This window comes from Ramlibacter rhizophilus, from assembly GCF_004681965.1.
GTDB classification, from domain to species: domain Bacteria; phylum Pseudomonadota; class Gammaproteobacteria; order Burkholderiales; family Burkholderiaceae_C; genus Ramlibacter; species Ramlibacter rhizophilus.
This window is the reverse complement of the sequence record NZ_SMLL01000004.1, coordinates 163555-187498: the sequence shown is the minus strand read 5'-3', so window position 1 is coordinate 187498 and position 23944 is coordinate 163555. Positions and strand designations below refer to the sequence as shown.

27 protein-coding genes are annotated in these 23944 nt (G+C 68.8%); all 27 read right to left on the bottom strand.

Annotated elements, in window-relative coordinates:
• Positions 1–13: 13 nt before the first annotated feature.
• The 27 genes from tatA to EZ242_RS10695 all read right to left on the bottom strand — a co-directional run bounded on the left by tatA (position 14) and on the right by EZ242_RS10695 (position 23935).
• On the bottom strand, positions 14–259 hold the full coding sequence (gene tatA / locus EZ242_RS10825; protein WP_135285177.1) for a Sec-independent protein translocase subunit TatA: 246 nt from the start codon (positions 257–259) through the stop codon (positions 14–16).
• 85 nt (positions 260–344) lie between these two features.
• The gene (locus EZ242_RS10820) at positions 345–710 is read right to left on the bottom strand and encodes a histidine triad nucleotide-binding protein (protein WP_135285176.1); all 366 of its coding nucleotides are present in this window, start codon (positions 708–710) and stop codon (positions 345–347) included.
• Positions 711–735: 25 nt separating this feature from the next.
• Complete coding sequence (locus tag EZ242_RS10815; RefSeq protein WP_135285175.1) at positions 736–1089, bottom strand: DUF4870 family protein; 354 nt, start codon at positions 1087–1089, stop codon at positions 736–738.
• Entirely contained in the window at positions 1086–1472 is a 387-nt protein-coding gene (locus EZ242_RS10810) for a phosphoribosyl-ATP diphosphatase (protein ID WP_135285174.1), read from the bottom strand. The genes EZ242_RS10815 and EZ242_RS10810 overlap by 4 nt, the downstream gene beginning before the upstream one ends.
• 5 nt (positions 1473–1477) lie before the next feature.
• Positions 1478–1876 carry a phosphoribosyl-AMP cyclohydrolase gene (gene hisI, locus EZ242_RS10805; RefSeq protein ID WP_205960640.1) on the bottom strand — a complete coding sequence of 133 codons (399 nt, stop codon included), beginning with the start codon at positions 1874–1876 and terminating at the stop codon, positions 1478–1480.
• Between the two features lie 38 nt (positions 1877–1914).
• Positions 1915–2694, bottom strand: coding sequence for an imidazole glycerol phosphate synthase subunit HisF (gene hisF / locus EZ242_RS10800; protein ID WP_135285172.1), 780 nt, complete (start codon positions 2692–2694; stop codon positions 1915–1917).
• Between the two features lie 7 nt (positions 2695–2701).
• Positions 2702–3442 carry a 1-(5-phosphoribosyl)-5-[(5-phosphoribosylamino)methylideneamino]imidazole-4-carboxamide isomerase gene (gene hisA, locus EZ242_RS10795; protein WP_135285171.1) on the bottom strand — a complete coding sequence of 247 codons (741 nt, stop codon included), beginning with the start codon at positions 3440–3442 and terminating at the stop codon, positions 2702–2704.
• 60 nt (positions 3443–3502) lie between these two features.
• Positions 3503–4150 (bottom strand): imidazole glycerol phosphate synthase subunit HisH, encoded by a 648-nt coding sequence (hisH, locus tag EZ242_RS10790; RefSeq protein WP_135285170.1) that lies wholly within the window; start codon positions 4148–4150, stop codon positions 3503–3505.
• A 10-nt stretch (positions 4151–4160) separates the two neighbouring features.
• Complete coding sequence (gene hisB / locus EZ242_RS10785; RefSeq protein WP_135285169.1) at positions 4161–4769, bottom strand: imidazoleglycerol-phosphate dehydratase HisB; 609 nt, start codon at positions 4767–4769, stop codon at positions 4161–4163.
• Positions 4766–5845, bottom strand: coding sequence for a histidinol-phosphate transaminase (gene hisC / locus EZ242_RS10780; RefSeq protein ID WP_135285168.1), 1080 nt, complete (start codon positions 5843–5845; stop codon positions 4766–4768). Before hisC ends, hisB begins: the two co-directional genes overlap by 4 nt.
• Positions 5842–7155 carry a histidinol dehydrogenase gene (gene hisD, locus EZ242_RS10775; RefSeq protein ID WP_135285167.1) on the bottom strand — a complete coding sequence of 438 codons (1314 nt, stop codon included), beginning with the start codon at positions 7153–7155 and terminating at the stop codon, positions 5842–5844. Before hisD ends, hisC begins: the two co-directional genes overlap by 4 nt.
• A complete protein-coding gene (gene hisG, locus EZ242_RS10770; RefSeq protein WP_135285166.1) occupies positions 7152–7829 on the bottom strand; it encodes an ATP phosphoribosyltransferase in 678 nt (225 codons plus the stop codon). The genes hisD and hisG overlap by 4 nt, the downstream gene beginning before the upstream one ends.
• Complete coding sequence (gene murA, locus EZ242_RS10765) at positions 7826–9088, bottom strand: UDP-N-acetylglucosamine 1-carboxyvinyltransferase (protein WP_135285165.1); 1263 nt, start codon at positions 9086–9088, stop codon at positions 7826–7828. The genes hisG and murA overlap by 4 nt, the downstream gene beginning before the upstream one ends.
• Positions 9089–9101: 13 nt before the next feature.
• Entirely contained in the window at positions 9102–9347 is a 246-nt protein-coding gene (locus tag EZ242_RS10760; protein ID WP_135285164.1) for a BolA family protein, read from the bottom strand.
• 11 nt (positions 9348–9358) lie between these two features.
• Positions 9359–10114: an ABC transporter permease gene (locus EZ242_RS10755; protein ID WP_135285564.1), complete on the bottom strand. Its 756-nt coding sequence runs from the start codon at positions 10112–10114 to the stop codon at positions 9359–9361.
• A gap of 5 nt (positions 10115–10119) precedes the next feature.
• Positions 10120–11046 (bottom strand): ABC transporter ATP-binding protein, encoded by a 927-nt coding sequence (locus EZ242_RS10750; RefSeq protein WP_135285163.1) that lies wholly within the window; start codon positions 11044–11046, stop codon positions 10120–10122.
• Positions 11047–11099: 53 nt separating this feature from the next.
• Entirely contained in the window at positions 11100–11378 is a 279-nt protein-coding gene (locus tag EZ242_RS10745; protein WP_135285162.1) for an STAS domain-containing protein, read from the bottom strand.
• A 6-nt stretch (positions 11379–11384) separates the two neighbouring features.
• On the bottom strand, positions 11385–12032 hold the full coding sequence (locus EZ242_RS10740; RefSeq protein ID WP_135285161.1) for an MlaC/ttg2D family ABC transporter substrate-binding protein: 648 nt from the start codon (positions 12030–12032) through the stop codon (positions 11385–11387).
• Positions 12033–12131: 99 nt separating this feature from the next.
• Complete coding sequence (locus EZ242_RS10735; RefSeq protein WP_135285160.1) at positions 12132–12854, bottom strand: MlaA family lipoprotein; 723 nt, start codon at positions 12852–12854, stop codon at positions 12132–12134.
• The gene (gene mlaD / locus EZ242_RS10730; protein ID WP_135285159.1) at positions 12851–13357 is read right to left on the bottom strand and encodes an outer membrane lipid asymmetry maintenance protein MlaD; all 507 of its coding nucleotides are present in this window, start codon (positions 13355–13357) and stop codon (positions 12851–12853) included. Before mlaD ends, EZ242_RS10735 begins: the two co-directional genes overlap by 4 nt.
• Positions 13358–13384: 27 nt before the next feature.
• Complete coding sequence (gene mlaE / locus EZ242_RS10725) at positions 13385–14167, bottom strand: lipid asymmetry maintenance ABC transporter permease subunit MlaE (RefSeq protein ID WP_135285158.1); 783 nt, start codon at positions 14165–14167, stop codon at positions 13385–13387.
• Positions 14164–14985, bottom strand: coding sequence for an ABC transporter ATP-binding protein (locus EZ242_RS10720; protein ID WP_135285157.1), 822 nt, complete (start codon positions 14983–14985; stop codon positions 14164–14166). The genes mlaE and EZ242_RS10720 overlap by 4 nt, the downstream gene beginning before the upstream one ends.
• Before the next feature lie 100 nt (positions 14986–15085).
• Positions 15086–16552, bottom strand: a complete 1467-nt coding sequence (locus EZ242_RS10715) for a glutamate synthase subunit beta (RefSeq protein WP_135285156.1) — start codon at positions 16550–16552, stop codon at positions 15086–15088.
• A 127-nt stretch (positions 16553–16679) separates the two neighbouring features.
• Complete coding sequence (locus EZ242_RS10710; protein WP_135285155.1) at positions 16680–21407, bottom strand: glutamate synthase-related protein; 4728 nt, start codon at positions 21405–21407, stop codon at positions 16680–16682.
• A gap of 132 nt (positions 21408–21539) precedes the next feature.
• Positions 21540–22232, bottom strand: coding sequence for a transposase (locus EZ242_RS10705; RefSeq protein WP_135285154.1), 693 nt, complete (start codon positions 22230–22232; stop codon positions 21540–21542).
• A 207-nt stretch (positions 22233–22439) separates the two neighbouring features.
• Entirely contained in the window at positions 22440–23387 is a 948-nt protein-coding gene (locus EZ242_RS10700; RefSeq protein ID WP_135285153.1) for a class I SAM-dependent methyltransferase, read from the bottom strand.
• Entirely contained in the window at positions 23384–23935 is a 552-nt protein-coding gene (locus EZ242_RS10695; protein ID WP_135285152.1) for a DUF1415 domain-containing protein, read from the bottom strand. Before EZ242_RS10695 ends, EZ242_RS10700 begins: the two co-directional genes overlap by 4 nt.
• Positions 23936–23944 lie beyond the last annotated feature (9 nt).

Here is a 23944-nt window from a genome sequence, read left to right as displayed (position 1 = left end):
CGTCTCTAGCGGCTCAGGAACGGTTGCGCGCTTCGACGTCGATGGTGTTCTTGGTGTTGGCGTCGTTGGCCGGGGGGTTGGTGGTGACCTGCTGGGGCGGCGGCGAGCCCTCAGGCGCGGAGCCGTCTTTCATGCCGTCCTTGAAGCCCTTGACGGCGCCGCCGAGGTCCGAGCCCATGTTCTTGAGCTTCTTGGTGCCGAAGACCAGCACCACGATCAGCAGCACGACCAGCCAGTGCCAGATGGAAAAGGAACCCATGGATAACTCCTGTATGAATTGGGGCGGATTCTAGTCGCGGGGTGGATGGGCACGACTCTCGAAGGGACAGCGCGACCCGGGCCACTCAGCCCTTGAGCCAGGGACGCGGTCCGCCGATCACGTGCATGTGCAGGTGGTGCACTTCCTGCCCGCCGTGGTCGCCGGTGTTGACCACCAGGCGAAAACCTCCGTGCGGGTAAGGCGCGCAGCCCTCCTGCTGTGCCAGACGCGATGCGAGCACCATCATGCGGCCCAGCATCGCGGCGTGGTGTTCGTCCACCTGGGCCATCGACGCGATGTGCTGCTTGGGCACCATGAGAAAGTGCACTGGCGCCCAGGGATGGATGTCGTGGAAGGCCAGGAGTTCCTCATCCTCATGGACCTTGCGCGACGGAATTTCGCCGCGCACGATCTTGCAGAAGATGCAGTTCGGATCGTGCTCGCCGCTCATGCCTCGTACTCCCGGGGTCTGGAATTCAGGGGATGCTGCCATTGGAAAAGCGCAGCCAGCCGCGGATGCAGCGATACAGGTACCACAGGCCCACGACCGTGTGCGCCGCCATCCCGGGCAACACGAAGAGCAGGTACAGCGGCGAGGTGATCACCAGCCAGAACACCGTCCACCAGAACGTGGAAATCATGTAGCCGTGGTGCGCGAGGTAGAGCGGATCGTGCTCGTCGCCGCGCTTGATGTAGTTCACCACCACCGCAATGATCGCGAGCGTGCCCAGGCTGAGCCAGGCCACGGTGTGCATGCCGTAGAGCACATGCATGACCAGGCGGTCGTTGGAGGTCTTCTGGTCGATCACCAGGGGGCGCGGGTTGTTCATGGCTGGCTCTCCTGGGCTGCTGCGGCGCCGTCGGCGCGTCGGGCTTTTTCCTCCAGCCCACCGAGTCCCTCGCGGCGGGCCAGTTCCGCGGCGACGTCGGCAGGGCCCAGGCCGAAATGGGCCAGCGCGACCAGGCTGTGGAACCACAGGTCGGCCACTTCGCCGACCAGGCGCGCGGGATCGCCCCCGCGTTCGCAGTCCTTGGCCGCCATCACCGCCTCGGTCGCCTCCTCGCCGATCTTCTTGAGGAAGGCGTCCGGCCCCGTGTGCAGCAGGCGCGCGACGTAGCTGCGATCGGGATCGGCGCCGGGCTGGCCGGGCTTGCGCGATTCGATCACCGCCGCGAGGCGCTCGAGGATGTCGGTGGTGGTGGCAGGACGCATCGGCTTCAGCTGTAGATGCTGCCCGGGTCTTTCAAGACCGGCTCGCAGGGGGTCCAGGCCTCGCCCTGGAGCTTCTGGAAGAAACAGCTGTGTCGGCCCGTGTGGCAGGCGATGCCGGGCTCGTGGCCCCGCTGCGTGACCTTGAGCAGCAGCACGTCGTCGTCGCAGTCCAGGCGGATGTCCTGCACCGTCTGCACGTGGCCGGACTCCTCGCCCTTGAACCAGAGCTTGCCGCGCGAGCGGCTGAAGTACACCGCGCGCCCGAGCTCGACGGTCTTTTGCAGCGCCTCGCGGTTCATCCAGGCGAACATGAGCACGTCGCCGGTGGACGCCTCCTGCGCGATCACGGGGACCAGCCCGTGCTCGTTCCACTTCACCTGTTCGAGCCAGTTCATGGGGGCGATTGTAGGGACGGCCGCAGTGGCGGCACCGGCGGGTGCCGCTATCGCCTCACCACGATGCCGCGCGCGGCCATGTGCTGCTTGGCCTGGGCGACCGTGTACTCGCCGAAATGGAAGATGCTGGCGGCCAGGACCGCGTCGGCGCCGCCCTTTTGCACGCCGTCGGCGAGGTGGTCGAGGTTGCCCACGCCGCCCGAGGCGATGACCGGGACCTCGACCGCGTCGCTCACGGCCCGCGTGAGCGCCAGGTCGAAGCCCGACTTGGTGCCGTCGCGGTCCATGCTGGTCAACAGGATCTCGCCGGCGCCGCGCAGCGCCATCTCGCGGGCCCATACCACGGCGTCCAGGCCGGTGTTGCGGCGTCCGCCGTGGCTGTAGACGTCCCAGCCGGGGCCGCGGGCCTCCACGTCCGGGCCGACCCGCCGCTTGGCGTCGATGGCGACCACGATGCACTGCGCGCCATAGCGGTCCGAGGCGTCGGAGATGACCTGCGGGTTGGCGATGGCGGCCGAATTGAAGCTGGTCTTGTCGGCCCCCGCATTGAGCAGGCGCCGCACGTCTTCCACCGTGCGCACGCCGCCGCCGACGGTCAGCGGGATGAAGACCTGCGAGGCGACGGCCTCGATGACATGCAGGATCAGGTCACGCTCGTCGCTGGTGGCGGTGATGTCCAGGAAGGTGAGTTCGTCGGCGCCCTGTTCGTTGTAGCGCGCGGCGATCTCCACCGGGTCGCCGGCGTCGCGCAGTTTGACGAAGTTGACGCCCTTGACGACGCGGCCGCCCGTGACGTCCAGGCAGGGAATGATTCGCTTGGCGAGCACGGCGGCCTCAGGCGCTCATCTCGTCGGCCTTGGCCTGCGCCAGGGCGAAGTCGAGGTCGCCGGAGTAGATCGCGCGCCCGCAGATCACGCCCTCGATCCCTTCGTCCTCCACCTCGCACAGCTTCTCGATGTCCACGAGGCTGGACAGGCCGCCGGAGGCGATGACCGGGATGGTGAGGGACTGGGCGAGCTTGACGGTCGCTTCGATGTTGATGCCCGAGAGCATCCCGTCGCGGCCGATGTCGGTGTAGATGATGGACTCGACGCCCCAGTCCTCGAACTTGCGGGCCAGGTCCACGACCTCGTGGCCGGTGAGCTTGCTCCAGCCGTCGGTGGCGACCTTGCCGTCCTTGGCGTCCAGGCCCACGATGATGTGCCCGCCGAAGGCGCTGCAGGCGTCCTTGAGGAACCCGGGGTTCTTGACGGCGGCGGTGCCGATGATCACATAGCGCAGGCCGCCATCGATGTACTTCTCGATGGTGTCCAGGTCGCGGATGCCGCCGCCGAGCTGGACCGGGATCTCGTTGCCCACCGCCTTCAGGATGGAGCGGATGGCGCTGAAATTCTGCGGCTTGCCGGCGAAGGCGCCGTTGAGGTCGACCAGGTGGAGGCGGCGCGCCCCCTTGTCCAGCCAGTTGCGCGCCATGGCCGCGGGGTCCTCGCTGAAGGTGGTGGCCTGGTCCATGTCGCCTTGTTTCAGGCGCACGCAGTGACCGTCCTTCAGGTCGATGGCGGGAATGAGGAGCATGACTGGGAGAAAGGAGGGGTCGAAGCGAAGCCCCGCCACCATGCTGGCGGCTGGCGGGACTCAGGGACTCCAGTGCAGGAAATTGCGGTAGAGGACAAGGCCGGTCTCGGCGCTCTTTTCGGGGTGGAACTGGGTCGCGAAAATATTATCGCGGGCAACCGCTGCGGTAAAGACGCCGCCGTAATCGGCTTCCCCGACGATGTGGCGGGCATCCGACGGGCAGGCGTAGAAGCTGTGGACGAAATAGAACCAGCTGCCCTCCGGCACCTGCGCCCACATCGGGTGCGGCTGCGACTGGTGCACCTGGTTCCATCCGATCTGCGGAATCTTGTAGCGCGAGCCGTCCGGCTGGGTGCGGTCCTCCAGGCGGAAGCGCCGCACCTCGCCGGGGATGAGGCCCAGGGCCTCGGTGGGGCCCTCCTCGCTGCGATCGAGCAGCATCTGCATGCCCACGCAAACGCCCATCAGCGGCTTGTTCGCCGCGGCATGCATGACGGCGTTGAACATGCCCGAGCGATGCAGCTCGCGCATGCAGTCCCGCATGGCGCCCTGCCCGGGCAGGACCACGCGCTCGGCGCCCATCACCTCCTCGGGCCGGCGCGCCCACACCACGTCCACGCCACTGCCCTGGGCAGCGTGCAGCACGGCCTGGGTGACCGAGCGCAGGTTGCCCATGCCGTAGTCGACGACCGCAATGCTCCGCGTCATGGCCGGTCCTTCAGAGCGAACCCTTGGTGGACGGAATGACGCCGGCGGCGCGCGGATCGCGCTCCAGCGCCGCGCGCAGCGCCCGGGCGAAGGCCTTGAACACGGTCTCGCACTGGTGGTGCGCGTTCTCGCCGCGCAGGTTGTCGATGTGCAGCGTGACGAAGGCGTGGTTGGCGAAGCCCTGGAAGAACTCGTAGGCCAGCTGGGTGTCGAAGGCGCCGATCATCCCGCTCTTGAAGGGCACGTGCATGACCAGCCCGGGCCGGCCGGAAAAGTCGATCACCACGCGCGAGAGCGCCTCGTCCAGCGGGACGTAGGCATGGCCGTAGCGGCGGATGCCCTTCTTGTCGCCCACCGCCCGGGCCACCGCCTGGCCCAGCGTGATGCCCACGTCTTCCACCGTGTGGTGGCCGTCGATGTGTAGGTCGCCCTGCGCCTGGATGTCCAGGTCGACGAGGCCATGCCGGGCGATCTGGTCCAGCATGTGGTCGAAAAAGCCGATGCCGGTGGACAGCTTGGCCTGCCCCGTGCCGTCGAGATTGACGCGCACGCGGATCTGCGTCTCGGCGGTGTTGCGCTCCACCTCGGCGACGCGTTCGGGTTGTGGGTCGGCGTTCATAGGCACTCTTGCAGGGCGCGCAGCATCTGCGCGTTGTCGTCGGGGGTGCCCACGGTCAGGCGCAGGCAGTTGGCCAGGAGGGGGTGCAGGCGCGAGACGTTCTTGACCAGCACGCCGCGCTGCTTCATGCCGCGGAACACGGCGTCGGCGTCGGGCACGCGAACCAGGATCATGTTGGCGTCGCTGGGCCAGGTGCGCACGCCCGCCATCCGGGAGAGCGCCTCCAGCAGCCGCCCGCGCTCCTCGCGAATGCGCGCGGCCTGGGCCTCGTACTCCTGCGCATGCTCGAGCGCGAAAAGTCCCGCCTCGGCATTGAGCACGCTCACGTTGTAGGGCGGGCGCACCTTGTCGATCTGCGCGATGAGCGCCTGCGCGCCGGCCAGGTAGCCGATGCGCACGCCGGCCAGGCCGAACTTGCTCAGGGTGCGCATGAGGAGCACGTGCGGATGGCGCGGCAGCCGGTCGATGTAGCTGCGGCTGGAAAAGGGCTGGTAGGCCTCGTCGATCACCACCAGGCCGGGGGCGGCCTGCACGATGCGCTCGATCACGGCGTCGTCCCACAGGCGGGCCGTGGGATTGTTCGGGTAGGCCAGGTAGATCACCGAGGGCCGGTGCTCCTCGATGGCCGCCAGCATTGCCGCCTCGTCCAGGTCGAACTCGGGCGTGAGGTCCACGCCGATGAAGCGCAGCCCCTGCAGCTGCGCGCTCATGGCGTACATGACGAAGCCCGGCTGCGGCGCGAGGATGCTCGCACCCGGCACGTCGCAGGCCATGGCGATGAGCGAGATCAGTTCGTCCGAGCCGTTGCCCAGCATGAGCGCGCAGCCCTCGGGCAGCTTCGCGTGCGCCGCGAGCGCGTCGGCCAGCGCATGCACCCGCTCGCCCGGGTAGCGATTCAGCGGCAGGGCGCCCAGGCGGCGGCCCAGCTCGGCCTGCAGCGCCGGCGGCAGGCCGTAGGGGTTCTCCATGGCGTCCAGCTTGAGCAGGCCCGTGGCGTCCTGCACGGCGTAGGCCTGCATGGACTGCACGTCCTGGCGGATCAGGCGCGCGAGGTGGTCGGGCAGTTGCTGCGTCATGGCTTGAGTCTCATCTCGGCGGCGCGGGCGTGCGCCTGCAGCCCTTCGCCGTGCGCCAGCACGGAGGCGATGCGGCCGAGCGTCTGGGCGCCCTCCTCGCTCACCTCGATCAGGCTGCTGCGTTTCTGGAAGTCGTACACGCCCAGCGGGCTGGAAAAGCGCGCCGTGCTGCTGGTGGGCAGCACGTGGTTGGGGCCGGCGCAGTAGTCGCCCAGCGACTCGCTGGTGTAGGCGCCGAGGAAGATGGCGCCGGCGTGGCGCAGCAGGGGCTCCCAGCGGTGCGGGTCGGCGCTGGCGATCTCCAGGTGCTCGGGGGCGATGCGGTTGCTGATGTCGCAGGCCTCTTCCATGCTGCGCGTGTGGATCAACGCGCCGCGCCCGTTGAGGGAGCTGGCGATGATGGCCGCGCGCGGCATCTGCGGCAGGAGGCGATCGATCTCGGCCTGCACGCGGTCGATGTAGCCGGCATCCGGGCACAGCAGGATGCTCTGCGCCAGCTCGTCATGCTCGGCCTGGGAGAACAGGTCCATGGCCACCCAGTCGGGCGGCGTGCTGCCGTCGGCGAGGACCAGGATTTCGCTGGGCCCGGCGATCATGTCGATGCCCACCTGCCCGAACACGCGCCGCTTGGCACTGGCGACGTAGGCATTGCCCGGCCCGGTGATCTTGTCCACGCGGGGCACGGTGGCGGTGCCGTAGGCCAGCGCCGCGATGGCCTGCGCGCCGCCGATGCAGAAGGCGCGCGTGACGCCGGCCACGTGCGCGGCGGCCAGCACCAGCGGATTCCTCTCGCCGCGCGGGGTGGGAACGACCATGATGATCTCCCCCACGCCCGCCACCTGCGCCGGGATGGCGTTCATCAGCACCGAGGACGGGTAGGCCGCCTTGCCCCCCGGCACGTAGATGCCCACGCGGTCCAGCGGCGTGACCTTCTGCCCCAGGAGCGTGCCGTCGGGCTCGCGCCAGCTCCAGCTTTCGCCGCTGGCGCGCTTTTGCGCCTCGTGGTAGCGGCGCACGCGGGCCGCCGCCTGTTCCAGCGCCTCGCGCTGCACGGCGGGCAGCGCCTCGAAGGCCGCCTGCAACTCGGAGGCCTTCAGCTCCAGCGCCTGCATGCCGGTGGCCTGCAGGGCATCGAAACGCGCGGTGTAGGCCAGCACGGCCTCGTCGCCACGCCGGGCCACGTCGGCCAGGATCTCGGTCACGCGCTCCTCGACCTGCGCGTCGGTCTCGGCGGACCAGTGCAGGCGCGCGCCGAAGGCCGCTTCGAAGCCGGGCTCGGTGGTGGACAGGCGGAGGGGGCGGGCACTCATGATGCGGCGGATTCTCCCTGCGGCGCGCCGGCCGCCTGGGCGAAGGCTTCGATCAGCCGGCGGATCGGAGCCTGCTTGAGCTTGAAGGACGCCTGGTTGACGACCAGGCGCGAGCTGATGTCCATGATGCGTTCCACCTCGACCAGGTCGTTGGCCCGCAGCGTGTTGCCGGTGGAGACCAGGTCCACGATGGCGTCGGCCAGGCCCGTGAGCGGCGCCAGCTCCATGCTGCCGTACAGCTTGATGAGGTCCACGTGGACCCCCTTGGCGGCAAAGAACTCGCGGGCGATGGCCACGTACTTGGTCGCCACCCGCAGGCGCGAGCCCTGGCGCACGGCGCTGGCGTAGTCGAAGTCGGCGCGCACGGCCACGCTCACGCGGCAGCGGGCGATGTTCAGGTCCAGCGGCTGGTACAGGCCCTGGCTGCCGTGCTCGATGAGCGTGTCCAGCCCGGTCACGCCGAGGTCCGCACCGCCGTACTGCACATAGGTGGGCACGTCGGTGGCACGCACCAGCACGACGCGTACCCCGGGCTGGCTGGTGGCGAGGATCAGCTTGCGCGAGGTCTCCGGGTCCTCGAGGACCTCGATGCCGGCTGCACGCAGCAGGGGCAGCGTCTCGTCGAAGATGCGTCCCTTGGACAGCGCGAGAGTCAGAGTGGCAGGCGTATTCATCGGATGCGTTCGATGTCGGCGCCGATGCCGCGCAGTTTCTCTTCCATGCGGTCGTAGCCGCGGTCCAGGTGGTAGATGCGGTCCACCATCGTCTCGCCCTCGGCCACCAGGCCGGCGATGACCAGGCTGGCCGAAGCGCGCAGGTCGGTGGCCATGACGCTGGCGCCAGAGAGCCGCTCGACGCCCTCGATCAGGGCCGACTTGCCGTCCACCTGGATCTTCGCCCCGAGCCGCGCGAGTTCGTTCACGTGCATGAAGCGGTTCTCGAAGATGGTCTCGGTGACCAGCGAGGCGCCCTTGCCGATCACGTTGAGCACCATGAACTGCGCCTGCATGTCGGTGGGAAAGCCGGGGTACTCCGTGGTGCGGAAGCTCTGGGCGGCCAGCCGCCCCTCGGCGCTCACGCGGATGCCCTCCTCCACGGCCTGCACCGTGGCGCCGGCTTCGCGCAGCTTGTCGATGACGGCTTCGAGGTGCTCGGCCCGCCCGTGGCGCAGCAGCACCTCGCCGCCGGTGGCCGCCACCGCGCACAGGAAGGTGCCGGTCTCGATGCGGTCGGGCACCACCTCGTGGGTGCAGCCGTGCAGCCGCTCGACCCCGCGCACGCGGATGCGGCTGCTGCCGTGGCCTTCGATGTCCGCGCCCATGGCGATCAGCATCTCGGCCAGGTCAGTGATCTCGGGCTCCATGGCCGCGTTCTCCAGCACCGTCTCGCCCTCGGCCAGGCTGGCGGCCATGAGGAAGTTCTCGGTCCCGGTGACGGTGACCATGTCGGTGCGGATGTGGGCGCCATGCAGCCGCTCGCGGCCACGCGGCAGGCGGGCGATCATGTAGCCGTGCTCGACCACGATCTCGGCACCCATCTGCTGCATGCCCTTGATGTGCTGGTCCACCGGCCGCGAGCCGATGGCGCAGCCACCGGGCAGCGAGACCGTGGCCTCGCCGAAGCGCGCCAGCAGCGGCCCCAGCGCGAGCACCGAGGCCCGCATGGTCTTGACCAGCTCGTAGGGCGCCTCGGGCGAGCTCAGGCGCGAGGCGTCCAGCGTGACGCGCTCGCCGGCCACGTCGACCGCCACGCCCATGTTCTGCACCAGCTTGACCATTGTGGACACGTCCTGCAGGCGCGGCACATTGGCCAGCGTGACGGGGTCGGCCGTGAGCAGGGCCGCGCACAGCTCCGGCAGGGCGGCGTTCTTGGCGCCGGAAATCCGGATCTCGCCCTGGAGCCGGCGGCCTCCACGGATCAACAGCTTGTCCATGCGAAACGAAAAATCAGGGTTGGGGGGCGGCGGCCCACTCGGCCGGCGTGAAGGTCTTCATCGACAAGGCATGCACCTCGTCGGTGTGCATTCTCGCACCGAGGGTGGCATAGACCCGCTGGTGGCGCTGGATGGGGCGGCGGCCCTCGAACTCGCTCGAGACGATGACGGCCGACCAGTGGCGGCCGTCGCCCTCGACCTCCAGGTGATCGCAGGGCAGCCCGGCGGCGATGATGGATTTCAGTTCTTCGGCGGTCATGGGTCCTCCGGTCAGCTGCGGATCTTGTAGCCGATGCGAAGCAGGTGCAGCGCAATGGCGCTGACCACCACCATCGCGCTGCCGACGATGGCCAGGCTCATCCAGGGTGAGACGTCGCTCACGCCGAAGAAGCCGTAGCGGAAGCCATCGATCATGTAGAAGAACGGGTTGAGATGGCTCACGTCCTGCCAGAAGCCAGGAAGCGAGTGGATGGAATAGAACACGCCCGACAGGAAGGTCATGGGCATGATCACGAAGTTCTGGAAGGCCGCCATCTGGTCGAACTTCTCGGCCCACAGGCCCGCGATCACGCCCAGCGCGCCGAGCATGCCCGCTCCGAGGAGTGCGAACACCAGGATCCACGCCGGCGCCGCGAACTGCGGCGGCACGAAGAGCGCCGTGACCAGCAGCACGCCCGAGCCCACCGCCAGTCCGCGCGCCACCGAGGAGCCCACGTAGGCGACGAACCAGCTCCAGTGCGACAGCGGCGTGAGCAGCACGAACACCAGGCTGCCCATGATCTTGCTCTGGATCAGGGAGGAGGAGCTGTTGGCGAAGGCGTTCTGCAGCACGCTCATCATCACCAGCCCCGGGACCAGGAAGGCGGTATAGGGGATGCGGTCATAGACCTTCACATGGTCCTCGAGCACGTGGCCGAAGATCATGAGGTACAGGAGGGCCGTGAGCACCGGCGCGGCCACGGTCTGGAAGCTCACCTTCCAGAAGCGCAGCACCTCCTTGTAGAACAGCGTTCGCCAGCCGGTCATCGAGATCATGGCGCCACCACTTCCTTCTTCTTTTCGGCCATCACGTCCAGGAACACGTCTTCCAGGTCCGCCTTGCGGATCTCCACGTCCTCGACGTTCAGCCCCGCCTGGCGGATCGCCGCCAGGTAGCTCTCGATCTCGTGGGCATCGTGCGCGGGCAACTGCACGATGCGCCCCGTCACGCGGGCCTTGGCGGCGAGCTCGGGCGGCAGCCGGTGGCCCTCGGTCTTGAAACGCAGCACGTTGCTCGACGCCGCGCGCAGCAGCTCGCTGGTGCGCTCCAGGGCGACGATGCGGCCGGACTTGAGCATGGCGATGCGCCCGCACAGGGCCTCGGCTTCCTCCAGGTAGTGCGTGGTCAGGAGCACCGTGTGCCCCTGCCGGTTCAGCCGCGCGATGAATTGCCACAGCGTCTGCCGCAGTTCCACGTCCACACCGGCCGTGGGCTCGTCCAGAACGATGACCGGCGGGCGATGGACCAGCGACTGCGCCACCAGCACCCGGCGCTTCATGCCGCCCGAGAGCTGGCGCATGTTCGCCTTGGCCTTGTCGGCCAGGCCCAGGCTTTCGAGCAGTTCGTCGATCCAGGCTTCGTTGTTCTTCACGCCGAAGTAGCCGGACTGGATGCGCAGGGCCTCGCGCACGGTGAAGAAGGGATCGAAGACCAGCTCCTGTGGCACCACGCCCAGCTGGCGCCGCGCCTGCGCGTAGTCCGCCTGCACGTCGTGGCCGTTGACCACCACGCGCCCGCTGCTGGCGCGCACCAGGCCCGCCAGGATGGAGATCAGGGTGGTCTTGCCGGCGCCGTTGGGCCCGAGCAGGCCGAAGAACTCGCCCGGCTCGATGTCCAGGCTGACGTCCGACAGAGCCTTGAATTCGCCGCGCGCGGTGGCGTAGGTCTTGGAGACGGACTGGAAGGAAATGGCGGGCATAGGCAACCCGCCATTCTAGGCGGCGCGCCCTCCTCGCGCTTTCGAGCGCCCCGTCAAGCCGCCGGCGGCAGCAGCCCGTCCACGCCGTAGAGAACCGCGAGCGCCCGCAGTCGCGCCGGCAGGCCGCGCACCGCGAAGCCCTTGCCGTGCGCAAGTGCTTCGCGCCGGCACTCCAGCAGCACCGCGAGCGCGGAGGAGTCGAAGCGCTCCAATACGCTCGCATCGGCGATGGCCTGCCCGTCGCCGAGCGCCCGCACGGCCTGGCCCAGCATGCGCGAGCAGGCGGCGGCCCCATCGTGGGTGAGCGAGGCGGGCAGCACCAGGGTGGTCATGGCGCGTCAGCCGCGCCGCGCCGCGGCATTGGCGCGATTGCGCTCGGCCAGCGTGGCGATCAGGCCGTCGATGCCGCGCTGGTTGATCTCCGTCGCGAACTGGCTGCGGTAGGTCTCGACCAGCCAGACGCCCAGCACGTTGAGGTTGTAGATCTTCCAGCCCGCGCCTTCGCCGGGCGTCTTCTCCATGCGGTACTCGAGCTGGATGGGATCCCCCCGGCCGCGGATCTCGCTGCGCACCACCACCTCGCTGTCGGTGGGCGACGCGCGCAGCGGCCGCACGGTGATGGTCTCGTCATTGACCTGCGCAAGCGCACCCGAGTAGGTGCGCACCAGCAGGGTCTTGAACTCCTCCTGCAGGCGCTTCTGCTGCTCGGGCGTGGCCTGGCGCCAGGCCGGACCGACCGCCGAGGCGGTCATGCGGCGGAAGTTCACGTTGGGCATGACCTTGGCATCGACCACGGTCATGATCCGGTTCACATCCCCGTTGCGCAGCGCCGGATCGGAGCGGATGAGGGCCAGCAGTTCGTCGGACAGCCGCTTGATGAGGGCATCCGGCGCTTCATCGGCCGCCATGGCGGGCAGCCAGCCGGCCAGGCCCGCCGCGGCGGCGCCGAGGGTGGCTGCTTGCACGGCGAAATGTCGTCGGTTCATCGTTTGTCTTTCAAAAGTATTCAGGCCTCGCGGCACGGAACCTTGTTGGAGGCCTGTGCCGCGGGGCAGGTTCCAGCCGTTGCATGTGCTTGCCCAGGCTCAGCGGCTGAAGTCCTCGTCCGCCGACTGCGGATCGACCTGCGCGTCGGGCCGGTAGATCTGGGCGCGCCGCCGCTGCAGGAAGGCGTCCCGCGTGAAGCTGTACTTGTCCAGGGCCACCGCGTCCAGCACCGAGCTGGCGCGCAGCAGGTTGGCGCGGACATCGACGGCGCGCAGCGCATAGAGCCCCGTCTCCAGGCTGTCCGGGTTGACGAGGCGCACCGGGTCGCCCCAGCGATCAACCGGCAGGGCCAGGGTGTCGCGCAGCGTGGAAGGCCCGAGCAGTGGCAGCACGATGTAAGGCCCCGTGTCCACGCCCCAGCGGCCCAGCGTCTGGCCGAAATCCTCGCGGTGCCGCTCGATTCCCATGTCGCTGGCGATGTCCAGCACCCCACCCAGGCCGAAAAAGGTATTGACGCCGAAGCGCAGCCAGCTCTCGGCGGCATGGTGCGGGCGCAGCTGCAGCGCGTTGTTGACGGTGGACCAGGCATCGCCCAGGTTGGCGAAGAAGTTGCTCACGCCCGTGCGCACCAGGGGCGGCAGCGCCTCGCGGTAGCCGATGGCGGCCGGCTTCAGCACGATGGAATCCACGGCCTCGTTGAAGTCGGACACCTTGCGGTTCCAGGGCTCCAGCGGGTCGCGCGGGTCGGGCCCGGCGGCGCAGGCGCCCAGGGCCAGCGCCACGACCAGGAGCGAAAGCAGGCGAAATACGGACGAGATCATTTTCGGGGCGGGGCAGCGGGCGCCGCGGCCGGTGCGGCAGCGGCCGCAGGCTCGGCGGCGCGGTTGTAGAGGAACTGGCTGATCAGGTTCTCCAGCACCACCGCCGACTGCGTGTTGCCGATCGTATCGCCCTGCGCCAGCTTCTTTTCCTCGTAGCCCGGTTCGATGCCGATGTACTGCTCACCCAGCAGGCCGCTGGTGAGGATCTTGAGCGAGCTGTCCTTGGGGAAGGTGTAGCGGTCTTCCAGCTCCAGCACCACGCGGGCGCGGTAGCTCTGGTCGTCGAAGCTGATCGACTCCACCCGGCCGACCACCACGCCGGCACTGCGCACCGCGGCGCGCGGCTTGAGGCCGCCGATGTTGTCGAAGCGGGCTTCCAGCCGGTAGGTCGGCTGGAAGTTCAGGGTCAGCAGGTTGGCCGACTGCAGCGCCAGGAACAGCAGCGCCGCCGCGCCGATCAGCACGAACAGGCCCACCCAGACGTCGTTCTTCGATTTGTCCATCTTCCAATCCTTCCTGCCGTGTCCGGCTCACAGGCTGAACATCATCGCCGTGAGCATGAAATCGAGCCCCAGCACCGCGAGCGAGGCCACCACCACCGTGCGCGTGGTGGCGCGCGAGACGCCCTCGGGCGTGGGATGCGCCTCGAAGCCCTCGAGGACGGCCACGAAGGTGACCGTGACGCCGAAGACGAAGCTCTTGATCACCCCGTTGCCCACGTCGCGCCAGACGTCCACGCCGCCTTGCATCTGGCTCCAGAACGCACCGGGATCGACCCCGATCATCAGCACGCCCACCACCCAGCCGCCGATGATGCCCACCGCGCTGAAGACCGCCGCGAGCAGGGGCATGGCGATGACCCCGCCCCAGAAGCGCGGCGCGAGGATGCGGCGGATCGGGTCCACCGCCATCATCTCCATGGCCGAGAGCTGTTCGCCGGCCTTCATGAGGCCGATCTCCGCCGTGAGCGAGGTGCCGGCCCGGCCGGCGAAGAGCAAGGCGGTGACCACCGGGCCCAGCTCGCGCACCAGGCTCAGGGCGACCAGCAGGCCCAGCGCCTCGGTGGAGCCGTAGCGCTGCAGCGTGTAGTAGCCCTGCAGGCCGAGCACGAAGCCGACGAACAGGCCGGACACGGCAATGATGGCCAGCGAGTAGTTGCCCAGGAAATGCACCTGGTCGCGCACCAGCGAGAAGCGGCGCATGCTGGGGCCCAGCAGCACCAGCATGCGCGTGAAAAGGCGCAGGCCGCGGCCGAGGTCGCCCAGCTTGCGGCGCGTGGCCAGGCCCAGGCGGGCGGGATGGAGGCCGTTCATCGCAGTCCCGCGCCGAAGTCCTGGTCCACGGTGGGACCGGGGTAGTGGAAATGGACCGGCCCTTCGGGCTGTGCCTGCACGAACTGCCGCACCAGCGGGTCGTTCGAGGCCCGCACTTCCTCGGGCGTGCCCTGCGCCGCGATGCGCCCGTTGGCCAGGACGATCACCTGGTCGGCGATGCGGAAGGTCTCGTCCAGGTCGTGCGAGACCACGATGCTGGTGATGCCCAAGGTGTCGTTGAGCTGCCGAATGAGCTGCGCCGAGGTGCCCAGCGAGATCGGGTCGAGCCCGGCGAATGGCTCGTCGTACATGATCAGCTCCGGATCCAGGGCGATGGCGCGGGCCAGCGCCACGCGCCGGGCCATACCGCCCGACACCTCGGCGGGCATCAGGTCCCGCGCGCCACGCAGGCCGACGGCGTTGAGCTTCATGAGGACGATGTCGCGCACCAGCGGCTCGGGCAGGTCGGTGTGCTCGCGCAGCGGGAAGGCCACGTTGTCGAACACCGACAGGTCGGTGAACAGCGCGCCGAACTGGAACAGCATGCCCATGCGACGACGCACGGCGAACAGGCCCCGCAGGTCCAGGCGGCCGACGTCCTGCCCGTCGAAGAGCAGCTCGCCCGCCTGGGCGCGCACCTGCCCGCCGATGAGGCGCAGCACCGTGGTCTTGCCGCCGCCGGACGCGCCCATGAGCGCCGTCACCTTGCCGCGCGGCACGGTGAAGCTCACGCCGTCCAGGATGCGGCGCTGCCCGTAGCCGAAGCTCAGGTCGCGGCACACCACCAGGGGCGGGGAATCGGGGTCGTCGATCGACATGCGGAAACGAAGAAGCCGGGTCGAGCCCGGCCTTGAGGGGGGGTACGCGATGATACCGAGGCGGCCGGGCGCCACCCGGCGCCGGCCACCGCCAAGCCGCCTAGCGCGGCAGGACGCTCGTGCCCATGAGGTACTCGTCCACCGCCCGCGCAGCCTGCCGGCCTTCGCGGATGGCCCAGACCACCAGGCTCTGGCCGCGTCGCATGTCGCCGGCGGCGAAGACCTTGGGCACGCTGGTGGCGTAACCGCCGGCCGCGTCGGTCCCGGCGCGGGCATTGCCGCGCGCATCGCGCTCCACGCCGAAGCTCTCCAGGATGCTGGCCACGGGGCTCACGAAGCCCATGGCCAGCAGCACCAGGTCGGCCTTGAGGACCTGCTCGCTGCCGGGCACCTCGCTCATCTTGCCGTCCTTCCACTCCACGCGGACGGTCTTCAGCCCGGTGACCTTGCCCTTTTCTCCGAGGAACTCCTTGGTCGCGATGGCGAACTCGCGCTCGCAGCCTTCCTCGTGCGAGGAGGAGGTGCGCAGCTTGTACGGCCAATAGGGCCAGGTCAGCGGCTTGTTCTCTTCCTCCGGCGGCTGCGGCATCAGCTCGAACTGCACCACGCCGGCCGCGCCGTGGCGGTTGCTGGTGCCCACGCAGTCGCTGCCGGTGTCGCCGCCGCCGATCACGATGACGTGCTTGCCGGTGGCCATGATCTGGCCCTTGACCTTGTCGCCGGCGTTGACCTTGTTCTGCTGCGGCAGGAACTCCATGGCGAAGTGGATGCCGTCCAGGTCACGGCCGGGCACGGGCAGGTCACGCGACTGCTCGGCGCCGCCGGCCAGCAGCACCGCGTCGAAGTCCTTCAGGAGCTGCTCGGGCGCCAGCGTTTCCTTGGCCCAGTTGGTCACCTTGCTGCCCTCGGGCAGCTTGCCCACCAGCACGCCGGTGCGCACCGTCACGCCCTCGGCCTTCATCTGCTCGACGCGGCGGTCGATGTGGTGCTTCTCCATCTTGAAGTCGGGGATGCCGTAGCGCAGCAGGCCGCCGATGCGGTCGTTCTTCTCGATCAGGGTCACTTCGTGGCCGACGCGCGCGAGCTGCTGCGCCGCCGCCATGCCGGCCGGGCCGGAACCCACCACGGCCACCTTCTTGCCGGTGCGGACCTCGGGCGGGCGCGGCTGCACCCAGCCGTTCTCCCAGGCGCGATCGACGATGGCGCGCTCGATGGACTTGATGCCCACCGGATCGTTGTTGAAGTTCAGCGTGCAGGCGGCCTCGCAGGGCGCGGGGCAGATGCGGCCGGTGAACTCGGGGTAGTTGTTGGTGGAGTCCAGCACCAGCCAGGCGCCTTCCCAGTCCTGGCGGTACACCAGGTCGTTGAAGTCCGGAATGATGTTGTTGACCGGACAGCCGCTGTTGCAGAAGGGAATGCCGCAGTCCATGCAGCGCGCCCCCTGCACCTGGGCGGCCTTGTCGTCCAGGGCGATGGTGAATTCCTTGTAGTGCTTCAGGCGCTCGGGCACGGGCTTGTAGCCCTCCTCGACGCGCTCGTATTCCATGAAGCCGGTGACTTTGCCCATGTTGCTTGCTCCGTGTTTCCCGTACGTTCGTCTGTTCCTGCCCAGTGCCACCGCGGAACCGGCTCTGCCGGGCCGCTGGTGGCGCCCCCTTGAGGGGGAAGCGCCGAAGGCGCCTCGGGGGGGAGGCTTATGCTGCGGCGATGCCGTCGTGGACGGCGGCCTGGCTGTTGTTGCCCGTGCTGGCTTCCATGACCTCGCGCTCGTGCATTTCCACCAGCGCGCGCTTGTACTCGTTGGGGAAGACCTTCACGAACTTCTGGCGGCTCTCGGCCCAGCGGTCCAGCAGTTCGCGGGCACGCTTGCTGCCGGTCCAGCGGTTGTGGTCCTCCAGCAGGCGCTTCAGGTGCGCCTCGTCGGTGGCGTTGCCGTGCAGCTTGGTGCGCACCGCCAGCGCCTTCTGCTCGGAGGACGGGACCACCGGCTCCAGCGAGACCATGGCGGTGTTGCAGCGCGAGGCGAACTGGCCGTCCTCGTCGTACACGTAGGCCACGCCGCCGGACATGCCGGCCGCGAAGTTGCGCCCGGTCTTGCCCAGCACCACGACGGTGCCGCCGGTCATGTACTCGCAGCCATGGTCGCCCGTGCCCTCCACCACCGCCGTGGCGCCCGACAGGCGCACCGCGAAGCGCTCGCCGGCCACGCCGCTGAAGAAGGCCTCGCCGGTGGTGGCGCCGTACAGCGCCGTGTTGCCGATGATGATGTTGCGCATGGCCTCGCCCCGGAAGTCGATGCTCGGGCGCACGATGATCCGGCCGCCCGAGAGGCCCTTGCCGGTGTAGTCGTTGGCGTCACCGATCAGGTACAGCGTGATGCCCTTGGCCAGGAAGGCGCCGAAGGACTGGCCGCCCGTGCCTTCCAGCTGGATGCGGATGGTGTCGTCGGGCAGGCCTTCGGGGCGTGCCTTGGTGAGCGCACCCGAGAGCATGGCGCCGACCGAGCGGTTCACGTTGCGGGCCACCTCCATGAACTGCACCTTCTCGCCGCGCTCGATGGCCGCGCGCGATTTCTCGATGAGGACGCGGTCCAGGCTGCGCTCCAGTCCATGGTCCTGCGTCTCCACGTGGTACCTGGGCACCTCGGCCGGCACGCGCGGCTGCGCGAACAGGCGCGAGAAGTCCAGGCCGCGCGCCTTCCAGTGCTCGATGCCCTGCTTCATGTCGAGCAGGTCAGTGCGGCCGATCATCTCGTCGAAGCTGCGGATGCCCAGCTGCGCCATGATCTGGCGCACTTCCTCGGCGACGAAGAAGAAGTAGTTGACGACGTGCTCGGGCTTGCCCGAGAACTTCTTGCGCAGCACCGGGTCCTGCGTGGCCACGCCCACCGGGCAGGTGTTGAGGTGGCACTTGCGCATCATGATGCAGCCCTCCACCACCAGCGGCGCGGTGGCGAAGCCGAACTCGTCGGCGCCGAGCAAAGCGCCGATCACCACGTCGCGGCCCGTCTTCATCTGGCCGTCGGCCTGCACGCGGATGCGGCTGCGCAGGCGGTTCAGCACCAGGGTCTGCTGGGTCTCGGCCAGGCCGATCTCCCAGGGGCTGCCGGCGTGCTTGATCGAGGACCAGGGCGAGGCGCCAGTGCCGCCATCGTGCCCGGCGATCACCACGTGGTCGCTCTTGCACTTGGCCACGCCCGCGGCGATGGTGCCCACCCCCACTTCCGACACCAGCTTGACGCTGATGCTGGCGTGCGGTGCCACGTTCTTCAGGTCGTGAATGAGCTGCGCCAGGTCCTCGATGGAGTAGATGTCGTGGTGCGGCGGCGGCGAGATCAGGCCGACGCCGGGCACCGAGTAGCGCAGCTTGCCGATGTAGTTGGACACCTTGCCGCCGGGCAGCTGTCCGCCCTCGCCGGGCTTGGCGCCCTGGGCCATCTTGATCTGCACCTGGTCGGACGAGGCCAGGTATTCGGCGGTGACGCCGAAGCGGCCCGAGGCGACCTGCTTGATCTTCGAGCGCAGCGAGTCGCCATCCTTCAGCGGCATGTCCACTTCGACGACGTCGCGGCCCACCACCTCGGCCAGGGTCTGCCCCTGCTTGATCGGGATGCCCTTGAGTTCCTGGCGGTAGCGCGCCGGGTCCTCGCCGCCCTCACCCGTGTTGCTCTTGCCGCCGATGCGGTTCATGGCGATGGCCAGCGTCGCGTGCGCCTCGGTGGAAATCGACCCCAGCGACATCGCGCCGGTGGCGAAGCGCTTGACGATCTCCTTGGCCGGCTCGACTTCGTCGATGGGAATGGCCTTGGCCGGATCGACCTTGAACTCGAACAGGCCACGCAGCGTCATGTGGCGGCGGCTCTGGTCGTTGATCAACTGGGCGTATTCCTTGTAGGTGTTCCAGTTGTTGGCGCGCGTGCTGTGCTGCAGCTTGGCGATGGCGTCGGGCGTCCACATGTGCTCCTCGCCGCGCACGCGCCAGGCGTACTCGCCGCCGGCGTCCAGCATGTGGGCGAGCACCGGGTCCTTGCCGAAGGCCAGGCGGTGCATGCGGATGGCTTCCTCGGCGATCTCGAACACACCGATGCCTTCGATGCGGCTGGCCGTGCCGGTGAAGTACTTGGCCACCGTGTCGCTGTTCAGGCCGATGGCCTCGAAGAGCTGCGCACCGCAGTAGCTCATGTAGGTGCTCACGCCCATCTTGGACATGATCTTGGACAGGCCCTTGCCGATCGCCTTGACGTAGTTGTAGACGGCCTTCTCGGCCGAAAGATCACCGGGCAGGTCCTTGTGGATGGCGACCAGCGTCTCCATCGCGAGGTAGGGGTGCACGGCCTCGGCGCCGTAGCCGGCCAGCACGCCGAAGTGGTGCACCTCGCGGGCCGAGCCGGTCTCCACCACCAGGCCGGCCGTGGTCCGCAGGCCCTCGCGCACCAGGTGCTGGTGGATGGAGGACAGCGCCAGCAGCGCGGGGATGGCCACCTGGCCCGCGTTCACGCCGCGGTCGCTGATGATCAGGATGTTCTTGCCGCCCTTGATGGCGTCCACCGCCTCGGCATTGAGCGAAGCCAGCTTGGCCTCCACGCCCTCGTGGCCCCAGGCCAGCGGGTAGGTGATGTCCAGCGTGTAGCTACGGAACTTGCCCTGCGTGACCTTGTCGATGTCACGCAGCTTGGCCATGTCGGCGAAGTCCAGGATCGGCTGGCTCACCTCCAGGCGCATGGGCGGGTTGACCTGGTTGATGTCCAGCAGGTTGGGCTTGGGCCCGATGAAGGACACCAGCGACATCACGATGGCCTCGCGGATCGGGTCGATCGGCGGGTTGGTCACCTGCGCGAAGAGCTGCTTGAAGTAGTTGTAGAGCGGCTTGTTCTTGTCCGAGAGCACCGCCAGCGGGCTGTCGTTGCCCATGGAGCCCACGCCCTCCTCGCCAGCCTGGGCCATGGGCGACATGAGGAACTTGATGTCCTCCTGCGTGTAGCCGAAGGCCTGCTGCCGGTCGAGCAGCGACACCGCGCTCTCGGGCGCCTTGCCGGTGGTGTCGGTCAGGTCATCGATCTTGATGCGCAGGTTCTCGATCCACTGCTTGTAGGGCTTGCTGTTGGCCAGCGTGGCCTTGAGCTCCTCGTCGTCGATCATGCGGCCCTGCTCCAGGTCGATCAGGAACATGCGCCCGGGCTGCAGGCGCCACTTGCGCACGATCTTGTTCTCCGGCACCGGCAGCACGCCGGATTCGGAGGCCATGATCACCAGGTCGTCGTCGGTGATGCAGTAGCGCGAAGGCCGCAGGCCGTTGCGGTCCAGCGTGGCGCCGATCTGCCGGCCGTCGGTGAACACGATGGAGGCCGGGCCGTCCCAGGGCTCCAGCATGGCTGCGTGGTATTCGTAGAAAGCGCGCCGGCGCGGGTCCATGGTGGCGTGCTGCTCCCACGGCTCGGGGATCATCATCATCACGGCCTGGCTGATGGGATAGCCGGCCATGGTCAGCAACTCCAGGCAGTTGTCGAAGGTGGCGGTGTCCGACTGGTCCGGGAAGCTGATCGGATACAGCTTCTTCAGGTCGGCGCCCAGCACCGGCGAGGACATCACGCCTTCGCGCGCCTTCATCCAGTTGTAGTTGCCCTTGACGGTGTTGATCTCTCCGTTGTGCGCGACATAGCGATAGGGGTGCGCCAGCGGCCACTCGGGGAAGGTGTTGGTGGAAAAGCGCTGGTGCACCAGGCCCAGGGCGGAGACGCAGCGCTCGTCCTTCAGGTCCAGGTAATAGGTGCCCACCTGGTCCGCCAGCAGCAGGCCCTTGTAGACCACCGTGCGGCTGGACATGCTGGGGACGTAGTACTCCTTGCTGTGCTTCAGGCGCAGGCTCTGGATGGCGGCGCTGGCGGTCTTGCGGATGACATACAGCTTGCGTTCCAGCGCGTCCTGCACGATGACGTCGCTGCCGCGGCCGATGAAGACCTGGCGCAGGATGGGCTCCTTCTCGCGCACGGCCGGCGACATGGGCATGTCGCGGTCCACCGGCACGTCACGCCAGCCCAGCAGCACCTGGCCCTCGGCCTTGATGGCACGCTCCAGCTCCTGTTCGCAGGCCAGCCGCGAGGCGTGCTCCTTGGGCAGGAACACCATGCCCACGCCGTACTCGCCGGGCGGCGGCAGCTCCACGCCCTGGCGCGCCATTTCTTCACGGTAGAGGACGTCCGGCAGCTGGATGAGGATGCCCGCGCCATCGCCCATCAGCTTGTCGGCCCCCACGGCGCCGCGATGGTCCAGGTTTTCCAGGATCTTGAGCGCCTGCTGCACGATGGCGTGGCTCTTCTGCCCCTGGATGTGCGCCACGAACCCCACGCCGCAGGCGTCGTGCTCGTTGCCGGACTGGTACAGGCCGTGTTCTTGGAGGTGCTGGATTTCGGCAGGCGTGGCCATAGGGGTTTCCTTGGAGACTTTCGCGGACCGCGGAGGATAGTGCAGGCTCACACCCACTTCAAGCGAAATAAATAGGGGTCAGACACCGCTTCAAACCCGAAGGAGAAGACCCGGCCCTAAATTGGGGACAGATCAACCCACCGTGGTGCGTGGACGCCCCGGCTGGCCGCGGACCAGGGGCCGCGGGCTGCGCGCCTGCAGCGCCTGCAGGAAGGCCTCGTCGCCGAGGACCCAGCCGTACAGCGCCGAGTCGAGCAGCGCCTGCTCCTTCTGCGCAGGCAAACCGGCCTCCACCCGCTGGGCATAGGCCATCTCCCGCGCGAACGGGGTGTTGCCGAGCTGCCACCACAAGGAATGCGGGCTCACGAGCCGGTCGCTGCGCTGGCCCACGTAGTGACCGTGGCTGGACCACGGCCACTCGGCCGGCGACGGCGCCAGCCCGGCCCGGACCGGCAGGCGATCCAGGAGACTCATGGCGTCCAGGAGATAGGCCTGCGCCTGCAGGGCGGCGCCCCGGTAGCGTCCTTCCCACAGCGCGCCGCTGCGGCCGCTGCGTGCATTGAGGAAGCGCGCATAGCGCCGGCCGACCCCCTGCATGAGCCGGCCCAGCGACTCGGCCGTGCCCGGCGTGGCCAGCAGGTGCATCGCGGTGGGCAGGAGCACGTAGGCATGCACGGCCACGCCGTGCAGCCGCGCTTCTTCCACCAGCGCAGCGTGCATGGCCTCGAAGTCGGGCGCCGCCAGGAAGACGGGCTGGCCGCCGGCCGCACGCTGGATGAGATGGTGCGGATGGCCGGGCAGGGTCAATCGAGGAAGTCTGGCCATGGCGGGCGGGCGGATCAGGTTGCCCGATTGTCGAGGAGCGCGATGTTCTCCGACGCCCGGGTGCGGGCTTGGAGGACAGCGGGCGCATACATCGGGAAACACACTTCCCGAGCTGAGAGCCCTCGAGAGACCACCATGTTCTCCGCCTGGATGATCGCGTTCCTGTTGCTGATGACGGCCATCATCTGGGTGGCCGTTGTCCTGGGCCTACCGCAGCCCGTGCTCGGTCTGGCCGTGTTCGCCCTGGTCGCCGTCGGCATCGGCGCCGCCGTGATCGCCTGGCGCCGCGCCCGTCCCCCCCACCGTTGAGGACGGCGGCGGCAGCCGCGCGAAGCGCAGGGGCGCCAGGGCGTCGAGCCCGAACTCCGACAGCAGCGCCAACAGGCGTGCGGCCGCGCTGCGCTTGCGCTGCCCCGTCCAGCGCGCCTGGATCAGCTCGTTCTTGAGGCTGTGCTCCCAGCCCACCAGCTCGGTGACCGTGACCTGGTAGCCGCAGGCTTCCAGGTACAGGCAGCGCAGCACGTTGGTGAGCTGGCTCCCCATCTCGCGCGTGTGCAACGGATGGCGCCACAGCTCGGCCAGTGGCGTGCGCGACAGGGACAGCGCCTTGGACTGGCGCAAGTGCCCCGCCACCTCCGCCTGGCAGCAAGGCACCAGCACCATGAAGCGTGCGCGTCGCGCCAGGCCGAAGTCGATGGCCTCGTCGGTCGCCGTGTCGCAGGCGTGCAGGGCCGTGACCATGTCCACCTCGGCCGGCATCGCGTCCGATTGCGTGGCCTCGGCCGCGCTCAGGTGAAGGAAGTGCATGCGCTCGAAGCCGAGCCGCCCGGCCAGGGCGCGCGAGCGCTCGACCAGCTCCGCCCGCGTCTCCACGCCCCAGACTTGACCGACACCGCGCGGCTTGAAGATGAGGTCGTAGAGGATGAACCCCAGGTAGGACTTGCCGGCGCCATGGTCCACCAGCACCGGACGCCCCTCGCCCTGCGGTGCGTCGGCCAGCAGCTTCTCGATGAACTGCACGAGGTGGTACACCTGCTTGAGCTTGCGCCGGGAGTCCTGGTTGAGCTTGCCCTCGCGGGTCAGGATGTGCAGCTGCTGGAGCAGCTCCACCGACTGCCCGGGCCGCAGCTCCGTGCTGCTGTCGGCGCGCGTCATGGGGTCCCCGCCAGGACCTGCGCCCAGCCGTCCGGCCCGAGCCGGCGCAGGGTGGCCATATTGGCTTCGTAGATGTCGGCCGCGTCCGGGAAGGCCCGCACGGCGCGCTCGATGCTCGCCTCGCGCAGCAGGTGCAGCGTGGGCCAGGGCGAGCGGTTGGTGCTGTTGGTGATGTCCTCGGGATCGACTCCCGCGAACTGGAAGGCGGGATGGAAGCTCGCGAGCTGGAGGATTCCCGACCAGCCGTTGTTGGCCAAAAGCCGCTCGCCCTGCGCGACCAGGCCGGCGAACTCCACGAAGTCGGCCGGTGCATGCGGCGCGACGAGCAGCGTGGTGTCGCGCTCGGCAGGGTCCCTTGCCAGCAGCTCGGCGGCCTCTCGCACCAGCGCCTCGCACACGCCGCCCCAGTCCTGCGCCGGGGTGAGGGCGAAGTGCACCTGCCCCTTGGCCAGCACCGCCTTGGCGAAGGGACACAGGTTCAGTCCGATCACGGCGCGTTCGAGCCAGAGGCGGGTCGGCTCCAGCGCCAGCGCGGGGTCGGCGATCATGGGCGTCGG

Bases quoted from the DNA above. Each gene is read 5' to 3' on its own strand.
- tatA (WP_135285177.1), bottom strand. From the start codon at position 259: ATGGGTTCCTTTTCCATCTGGCACTGGCTGGTCGTGCTGCTGATCGTG.
- EZ242_RS10820 (WP_135285176.1), bottom strand. From the start codon at position 710: ATGAGCGGCGAGCACGATCCGAACTGCATCTTCTGCAAGATCGTGCGC.
- EZ242_RS10815 (WP_135285175.1), bottom strand. From the start codon at position 1,089: ATGAACAACCCGCGCCCCCTGGTGATCGACCAGAAGACCTCCAACGAC.
- EZ242_RS10810 (WP_135285174.1), bottom strand. From the start codon at position 1,472: ATGCGTCCTGCCACCACCACCGACATCCTCGAGCGCCTCGCGGCGGTG.
- hisA (WP_135285171.1), bottom strand. From the start codon at position 3,442: ATGCTCCTCATTCCCGCCATCGACCTGAAGGACGGTCACTGCGTGCGC.
- hisH (WP_135285170.1), bottom strand. From the start codon at position 4,150: ATGACGCGGAGCATTGCGGTCGTCGACTACGGCATGGGCAACCTGCGC.
- hisB (WP_135285169.1), bottom strand. From the start codon at position 4,769: ATGAACGCCGACCCACAACCCGAACGCGTCGCCGAGGTGGAGCGCAAC.
- hisC (WP_135285168.1), bottom strand. From the start codon at position 5,845: ATGACGCAGCAACTGCCCGACCACCTCGCGCGCCTGATCCGCCAGGAC.
- hisD (WP_135285167.1), bottom strand. From the start codon at position 7,155: ATGAGTGCCCGCCCCCTCCGCCTGTCCACCACCGAGCCCGGCTTCGAA.
- hisG (WP_135285166.1), bottom strand. From the start codon at position 7,829: ATGAATACGCCTGCCACTCTGACTCTCGCGCTGTCCAAGGGACGCATC.
- murA (WP_135285165.1), bottom strand. From the start codon at position 9,088: ATGGACAAGCTGTTGATCCGTGGAGGCCGCCGGCTCCAGGGCGAGATC.
- EZ242_RS10760 (WP_135285164.1), bottom strand. From the start codon at position 9,347: ATGACCGCCGAAGAACTGAAATCCATCATCGCCGCCGGGCTGCCCTGC.
- EZ242_RS10755 (WP_135285564.1), bottom strand. From the start codon at position 10,114: ATGACCGGCTGGCGAACGCTGTTCTACAAGGAGGTGCTGCGCTTCTGG.
- EZ242_RS10750 (WP_135285163.1), bottom strand. From the start codon at position 11,046: ATGCCCGCCATTTCCTTCCAGTCCGTCTCCAAGACCTACGCCACCGCG.
- EZ242_RS10745 (WP_135285162.1), bottom strand. From the start codon at position 11,378: ATGACCACCCTGGTGCTGCCCGCCTCGCTCACCCACGATGGGGCCGCC.
- EZ242_RS10740 (WP_135285161.1), bottom strand. From the start codon at position 12,032: ATGAACCGACGACATTTCGCCGTGCAAGCAGCCACCCTCGGCGCCGCC.
- EZ242_RS10735 (WP_135285160.1), bottom strand. From the start codon at position 12,854: ATGATCTCGTCCGTATTTCGCCTGCTTTCGCTCCTGGTCGTGGCGCTG.
- mlaD (WP_135285159.1), bottom strand. From the start codon at position 13,357: ATGGACAAATCGAAGAACGACGTCTGGGTGGGCCTGTTCGTGCTGATC.
- mlaE (WP_135285158.1), bottom strand. From the start codon at position 14,167: ATGAACGGCCTCCATCCCGCCCGCCTGGGCCTGGCCACGCGCCGCAAG.
- EZ242_RS10720 (WP_135285157.1), bottom strand. From the start codon at position 14,985: ATGTCGATCGACGACCCCGATTCCCCGCCCCTGGTGGTGTGCCGCGAC.
- EZ242_RS10715 (WP_135285156.1), bottom strand. From the start codon at position 16,552: ATGGGCAAAGTCACCGGCTTCATGGAATACGAGCGCGTCGAGGAGGGC.
- EZ242_RS10710 (WP_135285155.1), bottom strand. From the start codon at position 21,407: ATGGCCACGCCTGCCGAAATCCAGCACCTCCAAGAACACGGCCTGTAC.
- EZ242_RS10705 (WP_135285154.1), bottom strand. From the start codon at position 22,232: ATGGCCAGACTTCCTCGATTGACCCTGCCCGGCCATCCGCACCATCTC.
- EZ242_RS10700 (WP_135285153.1), bottom strand. From the start codon at position 23,387: ATGACGCGCGCCGACAGCAGCACGGAGCTGCGGCCCGGGCAGTCGGTG.
- EZ242_RS10695 (WP_135285152.1), bottom strand. From the start codon at position 23,935: ATGATCGCCGACCCCGCGCTGGCGCTGGAGCCGACCCGCCTCTGGCTC.